This is a genomic window from Vibrio sp. T11.5 (assembly GCF_027587155.1).
In the GTDB taxonomy this organism is placed as follows: Bacteria; Pseudomonadota; Gammaproteobacteria; order Enterobacterales; family Vibrionaceae; genus Vibrio; species Vibrio neptunius.
Map to the genome: position 1 here is coordinate 75,173 of NZ_JAPPTP010000007.1, position 14,794 is coordinate 89,966.

Consider the following 14,794-nt stretch of genomic DNA (forward strand, 5'->3'; position numbering starts at 1 on the left):
AGCTAGGACTCGCATCGTAATATCTATTAAGCTAGTGCTAACTCCCTGAAAGATTGTACTGGAAAATGCCACAATACCAACTTGTTTTAGCATCGACTTCACCGTTTAGAAAACAACTGCTCAATAAACTGTCGATACCCTTTGATACTGCCTCACCTGACTGCGACGAAACACCATTAATAAACGAGCAACCAGAGCACCTGGTGAAACGCCTCGCAAAGGAAAAAGCACAATCATGCGCAACGAGCCAACCGAGTCTTGTTATTGGCAGCGATCAAGTATGTGTAATTGACGGAGAAATCATTGGCAAACCTCTCAATCGAGAAACCGCGATCAAACAGTTGACTCGCCAAAGCGGTAAGTCGATACAGTTTTACACCGGGCTTGCGCTTCACAACACCGAAACGAATATCACAGATGTCAAACTGGATACGTTCACGGTTCATTTCCGTCAGCTAACTCAACAACAGATCAATCGCTATGTAGAGAAAGAAGAGCCGTATTACTGCGCTGGCAGTTTTAAAAGTGAGGGGCTGGGTATCGCACTATTTGAAAAGTTGGAAGGGAAAGACCCGAATACTTTGGTTGGGCTACCATTGATTGACTTGATTGATATGCTTGAAACGCAAGGTTTTGAGGTACTTTAGGGAGATGCGGGATGCGGGATGCGGGATGCGGGATGCGGGATGCGGGATGCGGGATAATTATGAGGGTTGGCACATAGCGTCAACCCTTTTCATTTCAATAGATTAAAACTGTCATCCCCGAGAGGGAGGTACGACCGAGTTGGGGATCTCTTCATACGAGTGAGAACCTTTTAAAGATTCCCTACTCGCTCCTTCGTCGCTCTATGGAATGACCAAAAAAAAGCTTCTTCTTTCTATCAGGGCGAAGCCCGATCCAGTTATCCCGCAACGAAGTGTTCCATAGGGCAACGCCCGTTCCATTAGTGAAGCGATCCATAGGACAAAGTCCGTTCCCGCTTCTCAGGCAAAGCCTGCCTTTAAAGCTTACGTAAACCCGCTAGCGCCTTCTCCAACTTTACTTCCATTGGCGCACTCACTTCCATCAACTCGTCATTGGATGGGTGTTTGAATTTAATATTAGCGGCATGAAGAAACAGTCGGTCTAACCCAACTTTTCCTGTGTAAGCATCAAAGCGTCGATCTCCATAACGATCGTCCCAAGCAATAGGATGGCCAGTATACTGAGTATGGACACGGATTTGATGTGTACGTCCTGTTATTGGACTGGCCTGAATCAAAGTAGCCTCAGCGAACTTTTCAATAATCTTAAAACGTGTCTCAGAAGGCTTACCCTGAGAGTTGACACGGACGATGCTGTTCACTTCATTTTTCAATAGTGGTACGTTTACAACCTTACAACTACTCTTCCACTGCCCCATCACTAACGCGAAATAGTATTTCTGCACGGTTTTCTCACGAAACTGAGCTTGTAGATGACGCAGCGCAGAGCGCTTTTTCGCAACCAAAAGGATTCCCGAAGTATCACGATCAATACGATGTACTAGCTCAAGAAAACGAGCTTGTGGCCTGAGTGCTCGTAAAGCTTCAATCGCACCAAATTTAAGCCCGCTTCCTCCGTGAACTGCCGTGCCCGAAGGTTTATTGAGGATAAGCATATGTTCATCTTCATGGATGATCATATGTTCTAGCTCAGCGACTTTATTCAATTTTGTACTCGGTGCGACTTCGTCTTGCTTCTCTTCAATCGTGACTGGAGGAATTCTGACCAAATCCCCCGCCTTCAATTTATATTCAGCTTTAATTCGTTTTTTGTTTACGCGTACTTCTCCCTTGCGCAAGATCCGATAAACCATGCTTTTAGGGATAGCTTTAAGTTGGTTACGTAAGAAGTTATCGATACGCTGACCAGCCATATCTTCGTCGATATCGACAAATTGGACTTTAGTTCTAATTTCACTCATTTCGATATTCTACCATTCTAGTTCACATTTTCTAGGTGACGATTTGGTAAATCCCTTTCTAAGAATGAGTTTCTGTTACGCTACGAATAAAAATTCACCAACATATTTACAATTCTCAAAAATCATCAAACAAATCTTTTAAATACAGCGCTTTACAGAAATAAAAAATGGGTTTTTTAGCGTTTTATAATAAAGCAGATTGCTGACTTTAATGGGTACTGCTATAGTTCACACCTGCAATGGATGATTAGGTTGCATTTTACACAAACCTATTCATTTTTGAGCAAGACATTGAGTAGCCGCTAATTTACCAAAATGCAGCACATGGCGTAAGACATTTTCGGAGTTAGTACAACTTGTTGCCCTACTCAAAAATCTTTCATGTTGAGTATTATCCGCCATCATTGCGGCTTACAAGCCAAATTTGTTTGTAAGACTGACGTGCCCAAAGAGCATCCCTCCAGCCGGGAGGCTGCACAAATTTAAGCCATGGGATCAGGCACCGTGAAAGATACATTAAGGCAGCAAGACAACATAGAATGACAACGAGATTTATCAATGAAAAGAATGCTAATCAACGCAACTCAAAAAGAAGAGTTGCGTGTTGCTTTGGTTGATGGTCAGCGCTTATATGATTTAGATATCGAAAGCCCAGGCCACGAATCGAAAAAAGCAAACATCTACAAAGGACGTATTACTCGCATCGAACCAAGTCTGGAAGCAGCTTTTGTCGATTACGGTGCAGAGCGACACGGTTTCCTTCCTCTAAAAGAAATTGCCCGCGAATACTTTCCTGAAGGTTACACTTACCAAGGTCGCCCAAGCATTAAAGAGGTGCTGACTGAAGGTCAAGAAGTAATTGTTCAAGTAGAGAAAGAAGAACGTGGCAGCAAAGGTGCAGCCCTCACGACTTTTGTGTCTCTTGCAGGTAGTTACCTTGTTCTGATGCCAAATAACCCTCGTGCAGGTGGCATTTCTCGCCGAATCGAAGGGGATGAGCGTACGCAACTGAAAGCGGCATTGAGCACTCTAGAATTGCCACAAGGTATGGGACTTATTGTCCGTACGGCTGGTGTAGGAAAGAGCGCAGAAGAACTTGAGTGGGACTTGAATGTTCTCCTCAACCATTGGGGCGCTATCAAACAAGCTTCTGAGGCGAACCCTGCTCCTTTCCTTATCCATCAAGAAAGTAACGTTATCGTTCGTGCTATTCGCGATTACTTACGTCGTGATATCGGTGAAATTCTGATCGATAGCAATACTATCTTTGAACGCGCTCTACAACACATTCGCCTTGTTCGTCCTGACTTTGAAAACCGAGTCAAAAAACACGACCGTGAGGTCCCCCTATTTAGTCATTACCAAATTGAAAGTCAGATTGAATCGGCTTTCCAACGTGAAGTTCGTCTACCTTCTGGTGGTTCAATTGTCATCGACCCAACAGAAGCTCTGACCTCTATCGATATCAACTCTGCCCGTGCAACGAAAGGCGGCGATATCGAAGAGACGGCATTGAACACCAACCTTGAAGCGGCCGATGAAATTGCTCGCCAACTTCGTCTTCGTGATCTAGGTGGCCTTGTCGTTATCGACTTTATTGATATGACGCCGGTACGCCATCAACGCGAAGTGGAGAACCGTCTGCGTGACGCTGTTCGTCTTGATCGTGCTCGTGTTCAAATCGGTCGTATCTCGCGCTTTGGCCTGTTAGAAATGTCGCGTCAACGTTTGAGTCCTTCTCTAGCTGAAGCAAGTCACCACATTTGCCCTCGCTGTAGCGGTACTGGTGTCGTTCGTGATAATGAATCTCTTGCCCTCTCTGTTCTTCGTTTGATAGAAGAAGAAGCACTGAAAGACAATACTGCGCAAGTTCTGGCGGTGGTTCCTGTCCCTATTGCATCTTACCTTCTGAATGAAAAGCGTCGTTCAATCAACCATATTGAACGTAATCAAGAAGCTAAGATCACTGTGGTTCCTAACTCAGATATGGAAACGCCACATTTTGAAGTGATTCGAGTACGTGAAGGTGAAGAGTTCGATCTGCTTTCTTACCTAGTTCCTAAAAAGCTCGAAGCGATGAAGGAAGCAGAAGGTAAAGAGCCAGTAGAGCAAGAAGTCAAAGCGAAGAAGATTGAAGAGCCTGCCCTAAAAGGCTTCGCATCACCAACCCAGTCTGCACCTGCTCCAGCGAAACCTGTCGCTAAAAAAGCGCCTGAGAAGAAAGCGAAAGCTGACACTGAGACGGCTCAACCTGGACTCGTAAACCGCATCTTTAAAGCACTAGGCAGCTTCCTATTTGGTTCAGCTAAAGAAGAAGAGAAGCAAGAAGAACAGAAGCCTAAAGAGCGTAAAGAGGGTAACCGCAACAATCGTAACCGCCGTAACCGTAACGACAACCGTCGTCGTGGTAATCGCGATAATCGAAACGACAACCGTGACGATAAGCGCGATAACAGACGTGATAACAAGCGTGACGAAGCTGCGAATGAAGCGAAGCCTAATGAACGTAAACAGCAAAACCGTAAACCTAAGCAAGATCGCCGTAACAAACGCGATGATGCGAAGCCAAACAAAGTTGCTGAAGAAGGTCTAAAACTAGCGGCTGACGCTCAACAGACTGACAAACCTGAAGCGCGCAAAGAGCGAGCGGAAGAGAAAGCCGCTAAAGTGAAAGAACGTCGTCAACGCCGCAAGCTATCTAAGCAAGTACGAGTCAAAGACCAAGCTGCAAAAGCGAAAGCGGATGAAGATGCGAAGCAAGTTACTACAGAAGCAAAAGCTGAAGCGGTAGAAGAGCATACAGTAGCTACGGATGTGGAAGAGGCTGAACAACCAAAACAACGCCGTAATCGCCGCTCTCCACGTCATCTGCGTGCGAGCGGTCAGCGCCGTCGTCGTGGTCGCGATCGTCGTCCTAACCCATTCCGCTTACGCAAAGGTGGCGTTGCTTCACCTGAAATGGCAATGGGTAAAGTCATGCCGAGCTACGGTATCTCTAAACCAGAGCCGAAGCACAAAGCGAAAGCTGAACAGGCTGCGGCTCCAGAAGTGACTACTTCAGCACTTGGTGGATTTGCTTGTCCTGAAATGGCCATGGGTAAAGTGATTGTTCGTCGACCAGCATCAGTGGTTGAGCCTTTAGTTGAGCAAACCGTACCTGTAGAAGCAGCTCAGTTAGCGGAAACGCCTGTTACTGAACAAGTCCAAGCATCGACAGAAACTGCGCAAGAGAAGACTGTTCGAGAAGCGGTTACAGCAACTGAAGTGACTGTAAGCTCTGACATCGTTGTGCCGAAGGCATTTAAAGGTCATGCCTCTGCCCCTATGGCAAAAGCCCCAGGCACCACAGAGATGAAAGATATTACTGTGATTGCTGCGCCTTTCCGAGAAGATCGATACCTGTCAAAAGGAGCAGGTAGCCAAGTCGCTAGCAATAAAGCCAGCGCTGCAATGGCAAAACCTCAAAACTTTTAGTCAGGTTTGATGAAAATAAAAACAGCCCCATGACGGGGCTGTTTTTTTGTGTGTATTCAGTGAAGAGCATGACGACTCTCACTATTTGTCACAAATATTAGCCAATACCTGCTTCATTGTTGAACTTAATCACACTTTTAGGTAGCATTCGCCGACTCGATCTGAATCATTTGTTTGGTTTTCAGTGCTCTTTTACATCGCATTTTGCTTACATGAAAACTAAGCTAGAACCTATACGACAAACTTTCGTTCTCTGATATTCAGAATTACCGTAAACATTTAGCATAACTGAGCAAGCATGTTTGAATTTCCTCAATTTTCAAAACACTCTGTAAAAAATGACGTGTTATCTGGCCTGACCGTTGCTTTAGCCTTGGTTCCTGAAGCCGTTGCTTTTGCGTTCGTTGCAGGTGTTGACCCTATGGTTGGTCTATACGCTGCATTCATTGTTGGCCTTATCACCTCCATCTTTGGCGGGCGTCCAGGTATGATCTCGGGCGCAACAGGTGCAATGGCTGTCGTAATGGTCTCTCTCGTAGCATCACACGGCGTCCAGTATCTTTTTGCCGCCATATTACTGGCCGGTATCTTTCAGGTAACCGCTGGCCTATTTAAGTTAGGTAAATTCATCCGCATCGTGCCACATCCTGTTATGATCGGCTTCGTCAACGGTTTAGCGATTGTTATTTTCCTAGCTCAGCTTGGTCAGTTCAAAGCGCCGGACATTAACGGTATGCTAACTTGGCTACCTCAAGATCAGATGATATTGATGCTGGGTTTAGTCGCACTAACGATGGCGATTATTCACTTCTTACCAAAGTTCACTACCGCAGTTCCTTCTTCCTTAGTAGCGATCGTTACTGTGACCGCTTTGGTTGTAGGCTTAGATCTAGAAACACGTACCGTTGTTGATTTCCTACGCACTATGTCTGGTGATGCTGCTGCGACGCTGGCAGGTTCACTACCAACGTTTTCTATCCCAGCAGTCCCGCTAACGCTAGAAACGCTACAAATTATCCTTCCGTACGCTCTCATTCTTGCCGCAATTGGTCTGATTGAGTCTCTGCTTACACTGACAGTTTTAGATGAAATGACGAACACTCGTGGTCAGTCAAACCGTGAATGTATTGGTCAGGGAATGGCAAACATGACATGTTCCGTGTTTGGCGCTATGGGTGGCTGTGCGATGATTGGTCAGTCGATGATCAACGTTAACTCAGGGGGCCGCGGTCGTTTGTCGGGTATTGTAGCAGCCTCTGCACTGCTGATATTTATCCTTTTCGCTTCTTCACTTATCGAAATGATCCCACTAGCGGCACTCGTCGGTGTAATGTTCATGGTGGTGATCGGTACTTTCGAGTGGGCAACATTCAAACTGGCTCGTCGCGTACCAAAGCAAGACTTCTTTGTAATCGTACTAGTAACGGTCGTAACAGTAATGACCGACCTTGCTATTGCCGTCTTTGTTGGTGTTATTGCTTCTGCTCTGATGTTTGCTTGGCAACACGCTAAACACATCTATGCCGATACAAGTATCAACGCAGAAGGTTCTAAAGAGTACAAAATTCACGGCCCTGTATTCTTCGGTTCAGTAGCCAACTTCCTTGAAATTTTCGATGCGCATGAAGATCCAAGTGATGTTATCGTCGATTTCGCAGATTCACGTGTAACCGACCACTCAGCTATCGAAGCTATCGAAACACTGGCCGAGCGTTACTCTGCTCAGGGCAAGACACTTCATTTACGCCACCTAAGCCCAGATTGTCGTAAGCTCCTCGATAAGGCAGGCAGCTTGGTAGAGATTAACGTAAAAGAAGATCCAAGCTACAAAGTCGCCACTGATGTACTTGCGGGTTAATTTGCTTGTGGGTTAAATAGATAAAAAGGGCTTCCATTGGGAAGCCCTTTTTATTTATCATTAATTATTATAGTAATTTGTTGAGTTTGTCACCCATCAGATCCAAACGCCAACTCTGCATCACATCAGGTAAAGTGGATGGATCACGATCTTTCTTCCACACCCAGCTCATCAACTGATTTAATTGTTTCTTGGATGCTAAAAACTCTGTCGCAAGCCCAGACGCCTGAGAGGCTTTTTTCACTTCATCTTTAAGGGTTTTAAACTTCTGCTTGTAGCCTGGCATATCCATCAAACGCTCAATTTTAGCAGGATACTCATCAACAGGCGTCATTTGGGCTGATTTAACAATCGAGATAATACGTGCGCTGTGGCGTTGCACAGAACGAATATCGAGACCTTCCTGTTCCATTCTTTGTTTGTTCTGTAAGCCTAAGCGCGCAACAAGCAGCAGATCATTCTCTTTAAAGATAAAGTTCAGTGCTAGGTCACGACGAATTGCTTCTTTGAAACGCCAGGTGGCAAGTGGTTTTAATATCGCTAACTCACTCGGTTTTAGCTGCCAAGCACCCTTAATATCCAAATAAGCTTTTTCAGGATCAAGTGATTTGATGCGTTTGGTTGCAAGCAAGTCACTTTCTTGCTGAGCGGCTTCCCACCAGCCAGCTTGAATAATATCTTCAAGTAGTTTTTCATATAAAGGAAATAGGTAGTGGACGTCTGCTGCGGCGTAGTCGAGTTGTTTATCGGTTAATGGTCTTGCAAGCCAGTCTGTACGCGACTCACTTTTATCCAGTTCTACACCAAGATAAGATTCGACCAAAGAAGCGAAACCCGTTGACAGGCCATGACCTAAAAATGCCGCCATCAATTGAGTGTCTACCATAGGATACGGCAGGCAATCAAAGCTGTTGTTAAACACTTCTAAGTCTTCACCACACGCGTGTAAAACCTTTAACACGGATGTGTCCTTGAGAAGGTGGACAAACGCGGTCATATCATCAATGACTGTTGGATCAATCAAAGAAAGTGTTTCACCATCAAATAACTGAATAAGACCAAGCTGGGGGTGGTAGGTTCGTGTTCGGACAAACTCGGTGTCAAGCATAACAACATCTGTGCCTCTAGCTTGTTCACACACTTTTTCTAGCTGATCTGGACGGGTAATGATTTGATAATTCACAAAGTTCTCACTGTGACTGATGGGGTCTACAAATAAAAATGCCGACTAGTATTGGTCGGCATTTTAACATTAAACACTTGGCCGTGCTTATCTTTAACTTTAGCTAGCCTTGGCTAACTTTGCATCATTCTCTTCGCGCAGGACACGGCGCAATATTTTACCGACATTGGTTTTAGGTAATTCATCTTTGAATTCAACTAGCTTAGGAACTTTATAGCCCGTCAAGTGCTGACGACAATGGGCTATGAGCTCATCTTTCGTCAAACTTGGATCACGTTTAACTACATAGATCTTGACCAGTTCACCTGAGACTTCATGAGGTTGGCCAATGGCTGCAACTTCCATTACTTTTCCATGCAGTGCCACCACATCTTCAATCTCATTTGGATATACATTGAAGCCTGACACCAAAATCATGTCCTTCTTACGGTCCACAATGTGAATCAGACCCTGATCATCGAACTTAACGATATCCCCTGTAGACAACCACCCTTCACTATTGATGACTTCTTTGCTGGCTTCGGGTCTTTGCCAGTAACCTTGCATGACCTGAGGGCCACGAACCTGCAGTTCACCGACTTCGGTATTTGGCAACGGCTTCCCTTCGTCATCAACAATACGAACTTCAGTGGAGGGGACAGGCAAACCAATTGCTCCTGTATACTCGATGAGGTCGTAGGGGTTAACTGTCACCAAAGGAGAACATTCGGTGAGACCATAACCTTCTAATAGGTGTACGCCAGTTGTCTTCTTCCACTGCTCAGCAACTGCACGTTGAACGGCCATGCCGCCACCTACCGCCAACTTTAGATTGCTAAAGTCCAGCTCATGGAAATCTTCATTGTTGACCAAGGCATTGAACAGCGTGTTGACACCGGTAATTGCAGTGAACGGACACTTTTGTAGTTCTTTGACAAAACCTGGGATATCTCGCGGATTAGTGATTAGCAGGTTGCGTCCACCCAGTTCAAGGAACAATAGGCAGTTCACCGTCAAAGCAAATACGTGGTAAAGAGGCAACGCGGTCACAACCACTTCTCTACCTTCTTTTAGTACCGGCCCGTACATTCCTTTGGCCTGCAAAATGTTTGCTATCATATTGCTATGAGTTAGGATGGCACCTTTCGCAACCCCTGTCGTACCACCTGTGTACTGAAGGAAAGCTATGTCATCGCCAGACATGAAAGGTTTCACGTATTGTAAACGTCGACCTTTATGCAAAGCCTTACGCATTGAAATCGCCCCGGGCAGATCATACTTCGGCACCATACCTTTCACGTACTTAACCACAAAGTCGACCAAGGTGCCCTTTGCGCGCGGAAGCATTTGACCCAAACTGGTCAATACGACATGCTTAACCGGAGTATTGTCTACGATTTGCTCTAATGTGTTAGCAAAGTTAGATACGATCACAATAGCTTTCGCACCAGAATCATTTAGCTGATGTTCAAGTTCGCGCGGTGTGTACAGAGGGTTGACATTGACAGCAATCAATCCTGCGCGCAAAACACCGAACAATGCCACTGGGTATTGAAGAAGATTTGGCATCATCAAAGCGACACGATCGCCCTTTTTCAGCTTAAGTTCGTTTTGCAGGTAAGCGGCAAAAGCACGGCTGCGCTCTTCAAGCTTACGAAATGTCATTACCGAGCCCATATTCATAAAGGCAGGTTGGTCAGCATATTTCTGTACTGACTGTTCAAACATTTCCACCAATGACGGATATTGATCTGGGTTGATATGCTCAGGCACATCACTTGGATAACGTGATAACCAAGGTTTATCCACGGTAATACTCCTCGAATTAAGCTGACTGTTGTCGACGAAACGCCGTGATTTTATTGACGTCCATTACAACACAGGCAAAGAACTTGAGCACGAAAGACTCAAACACTTGTTTAAATTTTGTTAACTAAGCCAAAAATTAGGTCAGATACTCTAGAAGGGACTTGCAGATGACAGTGATGTCCTCCCTCAACCGTAAAAATTTCGGTCGAATTGGGACTATCATTCGGTGTCTTCTGCAAATGAGGAAAACCTTGTTCGCCTAGCACCACAATCTGCGGACAGGTGATCTGCCGCCTGATTGATTGCGCATGCTCAAATGACATTCGATACAAAGACTGGCTTTGCAATTTCTCATCATGACGCCATACCCAGCCATCGTTGGTCTTTACCAACCCTCTCTTGACTATGGGTCTGATAAGTTCACAAGCAATTTGATTCACCTTTGCTCTAACATCAATAGCAATGGTATCTGATTCAAATGCCCTAGTTGGCTTACTGCGTATCCTTTGACGACTCAAAACGCCTTCTCTCAACCGAGAAACCGTTTCGTTCTCTTCTTCCGCCAATGGCCCACGCCCTTCTATCTGAACCAATCCATTGATCTGCTCAGGAAAGGCGGCACTATAGCAACTTGCAATCAAAGCACCAAGAGAATGTCCTACCAGCACGAGTCTGTTTGTCGATAAGTTAGCCAGAAACTGATAAACATCGTCAATGTAGTCATGAAATGAGTAGAAATTACTACCGGACTTGTGACTGGAATGGCCATGACCGGGCAAATCAATCGCGCACAAATGCAGTTCTGGCGCGGATTGATGCAGCTCTTGCATCAAAGATTCAAAGCTAGCAGCGTTGTCCAACCAGCCATGAAGAAAAACAATAGAGCAATCCGCTGCCTGGCTGTATCCGTATTCAATAGCGGCTATGAAGCCATCTGCTAAGGGGTAACGAGTGTCTCTTCGGGTCATTTAACTTCTTGAACCACCTTGCCATGTTTAGTTCCGCGGGTGAGGTCACGACAATATAAACTGCGGCAAGGATACATCGAGGGCCCGAAGTCATTGTGAACAATCACGCGCTCTTCTATCCGCCACAGATGGTAACTCTTGATATCCATAGCAGGGAAGTCATAGCGATAGTCACCCACTTTGGCGATTTCAGTACCACGGCTATCACCGAGTAAAGTAATCAATCGCCCTTTTGACAGTGTTACCGGATCCGCAAAGCCATTGATATATCCAACGAATCGACCTTGCGGTTCTTGGTCAATATCAGGCTTACCATTCGAGCCGATTGGTAAATTCACGATCTCCACTCGTGTCTTATCTTTCAGATTAGTCACGCTAGCAATAACCCCCCCCAAACGTAACTCCTGCGCTTGTGATGCTGAAGCTTGCCAGCGAGAGTAGTCCGTTTGTAGAGCTGGATTATCTGACGCAAGATTTTCTGGAAGCGTACTACAGGCTGTAAGTGTAGCCAAAACACTAACCATAGAAAGGAGTTTAAAAACACGTGGTATCATAAGAGCTTAACCAAAAGAACTAGATATAAATATCGACACCTAACAGCTGCGATAGTTCATCACGCTTAGACTGATTCATCACATTCATATACTCTTCCATCGCTTTACGACCCTGTCCTTCAGGCAAATCGTATTGCACTTGAGCTCTATGGATGTCTGACTCGTTTACCTGACGGATAGAATGAGCCACCGCATTGGCGACTTTCGAAGGTCGGCCAACGGACGACTGATCCTGAGATTTTTTTACCTCATTCTTTTTTCCAGTTTTATTGGCCTTATTCGGCCCCGGAACCGAAGGAGGTAATCCATTAATCGAAACCATACTATCCGTCTAATTTCACCTTATTCTCTGCCTGGCAATTTCTTCCATGCAACGGTATCACGCAGATACACAGGACTCGCATCCTCTACCGTCAAAGTGTTACCCTTTTCCCACTCGAGTTTAGCCAATGCCACGATATCTTCCGCATCGGGGAAAAGAACTGCTCCTGCAGAGACTTCAAATTTCAGCTCCGCTAGCGCTTCATTATACGCTTCCCAACCCGTTCCTGCAGTCAGCCAACGTTGCTCGTCACTTTGGCTATTTTCAGACAAAACCGCCGGAGGAATAACACATTCGGCATCAGTAGCAATCCAAGTGCCATCTTCTTGACGCGAAAAACGACCCCAGTAGATTTCGCTCATTCGCGCGTCAATCGCACACGCCACGTGGCTCACACCATGTTTACGGTAACTACCTTGAGCCATGGCTTGCAATGTTGAAACACCAATCATAGGCAGATCAGCACCAAATGCTAAACCTTGTGCAATACCAATGCCAATGCGGACACCTGTAAAACTGCCCGGTCCACGACCAAACGCGAGCGCGTCAAGTTCAGCCAGAGTGATCCCCGCTTCTTTCAGCACTTCGTCTACCATCGGGAGGATCTTTTTAGTGTGGTCTCGTGGTGCTACTTCACTACGAACATAGATCTGGTCATTAACTAGCAACGCAACAGAGCAGTTCTCTGTTGCCGTGTCTAAGGCAAGAATTTTTGCACTCATTGAATTCTCTGATTATTCGGTTGTTTGTGAAATTTTTTTAAGGAAATCCTGCACTAGCCCCAAGTCCCGTGTTCTGGGAATTGGAGGTAAGCTGGCAAGAAATACGCCGCCATATTCGCGTGTCACTAAACGATTATCACAAATGATCAACGCACCTTTGTCTTTTTTATCTCGGATTAAGCGACCAACCCCTTGCTTAAGGGTAATCACGGCATCCGGTATCTGGACCTGTGAAAATGGGTCCCCACCTTTAAGCTGGCAATCTTCTATCCGCGCTTTAAGTAGCGGGTCGTCGGGTGCTGTGAAAGGTAATTTATCGATAATAACACAGCTCAGTGTGTCACCTCTAACATCAATCCCTTCCCAAAATGCACCTGTCGCCACCAGCAAAGCATTACCCAGTTCCATAAACTCTGCCAGTGTTTTTTGTTTACTGGTTTCACCTTGCATTAGCACTGGAATGCTCAAACGCTCACGGAACCTCTCACCGAGTTCCCGCATCATGCTATGCGAGGTACAAAGGAAAAAACAGCGCCCCTGATTCTGCTCGATCAAAGGGCCGAGCATGCGAACAAGCTTATCCGCCATACCCGGACTATTCGGCTCAGGAAGGTAACGCGGCACACATAACCTTGCCTGACTCTGATAATCAAATGGACTTGGCAAAGACATTTCCGTCTGAGGTTTTAGGCCCAACCGAGAAGTAAAATGACCGAAATCCCCTTTTACACCTAAAGTAGCGGAAGTAAATACCCACGCCCCTTGCTTTAACTCGATCTGTTCCTGAAATTTGTCTGATACCGAAAGCGGGGTGATATGAAGGCTAAAATGACGCGGCGTCGTATCATACCAATAAGAGTACCCCGTAATGGAAACCTCACAAATTCGTTCCAGTCTCGCTTGAATTGTGCTGGCTCGTTCATACGCCGTATCCAACAGCTGGCTCCGACCCAATGCTAATTTGAGTACTTCGAGACAAAAATCCAGCGACTCACGTAATCTTTCTAGTTCTCTGGCAATTGAGGGAGATTGAATCGCTTCACGCCAGTTACCTCGGAAACCTGGTTCACCGAGGGCAATTCTTAAGTCCATCGCAGTTTGCAGCAATTTCTCGCTGATCTTCTGCAATTGGCGCATGTCTTTTGCTTCGGTGCGATAACCTATTTCAATATCCTTACAAAGCTCCTGAATCTGACGGCTAGAGAGAGACTGACCAAAGTACTGACTGGCAATATCAGGTAACTGGTGAGCTTCGTCGAAGATAAACACTTCCGCTTCTGGTATCAGCTCCCCAAACCCCGTTTCTTTTATCGCTAAATCGGCCAAAAATAGATGATGATTAACGACCACAACGTCCGCATCCATGGCTTTTTTGCGAGCCTTAAGAACAAAACAATCTTGATAACTTGGACACTCTTTACCTAAGCAATTGTCGTTGGTTGAAGTAATCGTTGGGATAACTGGGCTGTCTTCTGCGATTTCGTCACAATCGCCTAAATCGCCAGTTTTGGTCTCACTCGCCCATGAGCGGACTTTGACCAGCTGGCTGAGCAGCGCTGGATCCGCATGATGCCCATGACTTTCAACCATTTGTCGACTAAGACGGTCAAGACACAAGTAGTTTGCTCGCCCCTTAAGTAACGCCACTTGACCGTAAAAGCCCAGTGCGTCCGTCATCAAGGGTAAATCACGATGAAACAACTGTTCTTGGAGGTTTTTCGAACCGGTACTAATGATGGTTTTTTTACCACTCAGTAATGCAGGAACCAGATAAGCGAAGGTTTTCCCTGTCCCGGTTCCTGCTTCAATAACGACTTGCTGGTCACTTTTAATTGCTTTAACCACAGATTCAGCCATATCAAGTTGAGCCTGTCGGGGTTGGAACCCAGGAATCGCTTTACCTAGAGCACCATCTGCTGAGAACGTTTTCGAGATCATCAAGTAGTGTAATTTGAATTGAATGAGGTTACGAACGAG

General features: G+C 45.7%; 11 protein-coding genes. 3 read left to right on the forward strand and 8 right to left on the reverse strand.

Annotation, left to right across the window (positions count from 1 at the left end):
- The first annotated feature begins 65 nt into the window (after positions 1-65).
- Entirely contained in the window at positions 66-647 is a 582-nt protein-coding gene (locus tag OH455_RS09580) for a Maf family protein (RefSeq protein WP_269981213.1), read from the forward strand.
- A gap of 356 nt (positions 648-1,003) precedes the next feature.
- On the opposite strand, the gene rluC is transcribed toward OH455_RS09580, so the two are convergent.
- Positions 1,004-1,948: a 23S rRNA pseudouridine(955/2504/2580) synthase RluC gene (gene rluC / locus OH455_RS09585; RefSeq protein ID WP_269981214.1), complete on the reverse strand. Its 945-nt coding sequence runs from the start codon at positions 1,946-1,948 to the stop codon at positions 1,004-1,006.
- Positions 1,949-2,506: 558 nt separating this feature from the next.
- Between rluC and rne the strand changes: the two genes are divergently transcribed.
- Both rne and OH455_RS09595 read left to right on the forward strand, forming a co-directional pair.
- Positions 2,507-5,422 (forward strand): ribonuclease E, encoded by a 2,916-nt coding sequence (rne, locus tag OH455_RS09590; protein WP_269981215.1) that lies wholly within the window; start codon positions 2,507-2,509, stop codon positions 5,420-5,422.
- Between the two features lie 298 nt (positions 5,423-5,720).
- Positions 5,721-7,280, forward strand: a complete 1,560-nt coding sequence (locus tag OH455_RS09595; protein ID WP_269981216.1) for a SulP family inorganic anion transporter — start codon at positions 5,721-5,723, stop codon at positions 7,278-7,280.
- A gap of 67 nt (positions 7,281-7,347) precedes the next feature.
- Here the strand turns inward: OH455_RS09595 and rnd are convergent, their stop codons facing one another.
- The 7 genes from rnd to OH455_RS09630 form a co-directional block, all read right to left on the reverse strand.
- Positions 7,348-8,463 (reverse strand): ribonuclease D, encoded by a 1,116-nt coding sequence (rnd, locus tag OH455_RS09600; RefSeq protein ID WP_269981217.1) that lies wholly within the window; start codon positions 8,461-8,463, stop codon positions 7,348-7,350.
- 99 nt (positions 8,464-8,562) lie between these two features.
- Positions 8,563-10,251: a long-chain-fatty-acid--CoA ligase FadD gene (gene fadD, locus OH455_RS09605; protein WP_045975219.1), complete on the reverse strand. Its 1,689-nt coding sequence runs from the start codon at positions 10,249-10,251 to the stop codon at positions 8,563-8,565.
- 110 nt (positions 10,252-10,361) lie between these two features.
- On the reverse strand, positions 10,362-11,219 hold the full coding sequence (locus OH455_RS09610) for an alpha/beta fold hydrolase (protein ID WP_269981218.1): 858 nt from the start codon (positions 11,217-11,219) through the stop codon (positions 10,362-10,364).
- Entirely contained in the window at positions 11,216-11,773 is a 558-nt protein-coding gene (locus OH455_RS09615) for a Slp family lipoprotein (protein WP_045975221.1), read from the reverse strand. The genes OH455_RS09610 and OH455_RS09615 overlap by 4 nt, the downstream gene beginning before the upstream one ends.
- A gap of 19 nt (positions 11,774-11,792) precedes the next feature.
- Positions 11,793-12,095, reverse strand: coding sequence for a chromosome partitioning protein ParA (locus OH455_RS09620; RefSeq protein ID WP_269981219.1), 303 nt, complete (start codon positions 12,093-12,095; stop codon positions 11,793-11,795).
- Positions 12,096-12,115: 20 nt separating this feature from the next.
- Complete coding sequence (gene tsaB / locus OH455_RS09625; RefSeq protein ID WP_269981220.1) at positions 12,116-12,817, reverse strand: tRNA (adenosine(37)-N6)-threonylcarbamoyltransferase complex dimerization subunit type 1 TsaB; 702 nt, start codon at positions 12,815-12,817, stop codon at positions 12,116-12,118.
- A 12-nt stretch (positions 12,818-12,829) separates the two neighbouring features.
- The gene (locus tag OH455_RS09630) at positions 12,830-14,755 is read right to left on the reverse strand and encodes an ATP-dependent DNA helicase (protein WP_269981221.1); all 1,926 of its coding nucleotides are present in this window, start codon (positions 14,753-14,755) and stop codon (positions 12,830-12,832) included.
- Positions 14,756-14,794: the final 39 nt, after the last annotated feature.

What these genes read in the sequence shown, in the direction of transcription:
- rluC (WP_269981214.1), bottom strand. Translation starts at nt 1,948, where the DNA reads ATGAGTGAAATTAGAACTAAAGTCCAATTTGTCGATATCGACGAAGAT.
- OH455_RS09630 (WP_269981221.1), bottom strand. Translation starts at nt 14,755, where the DNA reads ATGATCTCGAAAACGTTCTCAGCAGATGGTGCTCTAGGTAAAGCGATT.
- OH455_RS09580 (WP_269981213.1), top strand. Translation starts at nt 66, where the DNA reads ATGCCACAATACCAACTTGTTTTAGCATCGACTTCACCGTTTAGAAAA.
- OH455_RS09615 (WP_045975221.1), bottom strand. Translation starts at nt 11,773, where the DNA reads ATGATACCACGTGTTTTTAAACTCCTTTCTATGGTTAGTGTTTTGGCT.
- tsaB (WP_269981220.1), bottom strand. Translation starts at nt 12,817, where the DNA reads ATGAGTGCAAAAATTCTTGCCTTAGACACGGCAACAGAGAACTGCTCT.
- OH455_RS09620 (WP_269981219.1), bottom strand. Translation starts at nt 12,095, where the DNA reads ATGGTTTCGATTAATGGATTACCTCCTTCGGTTCCGGGGCCGAATAAG.
- OH455_RS09595 (WP_269981216.1), top strand. Translation starts at nt 5,721, where the DNA reads ATGTTTGAATTTCCTCAATTTTCAAAACACTCTGTAAAAAATGACGTG.
- OH455_RS09610 (WP_269981218.1), bottom strand. Translation starts at nt 11,219, where the DNA reads ATGACCCGAAGAGACACTCGTTACCCCTTAGCAGATGGCTTCATAGCC.
- rne (WP_269981215.1), top strand. Translation starts at nt 2,507, where the DNA reads ATGAAAAGAATGCTAATCAACGCAACTCAAAAAGAAGAGTTGCGTGTT.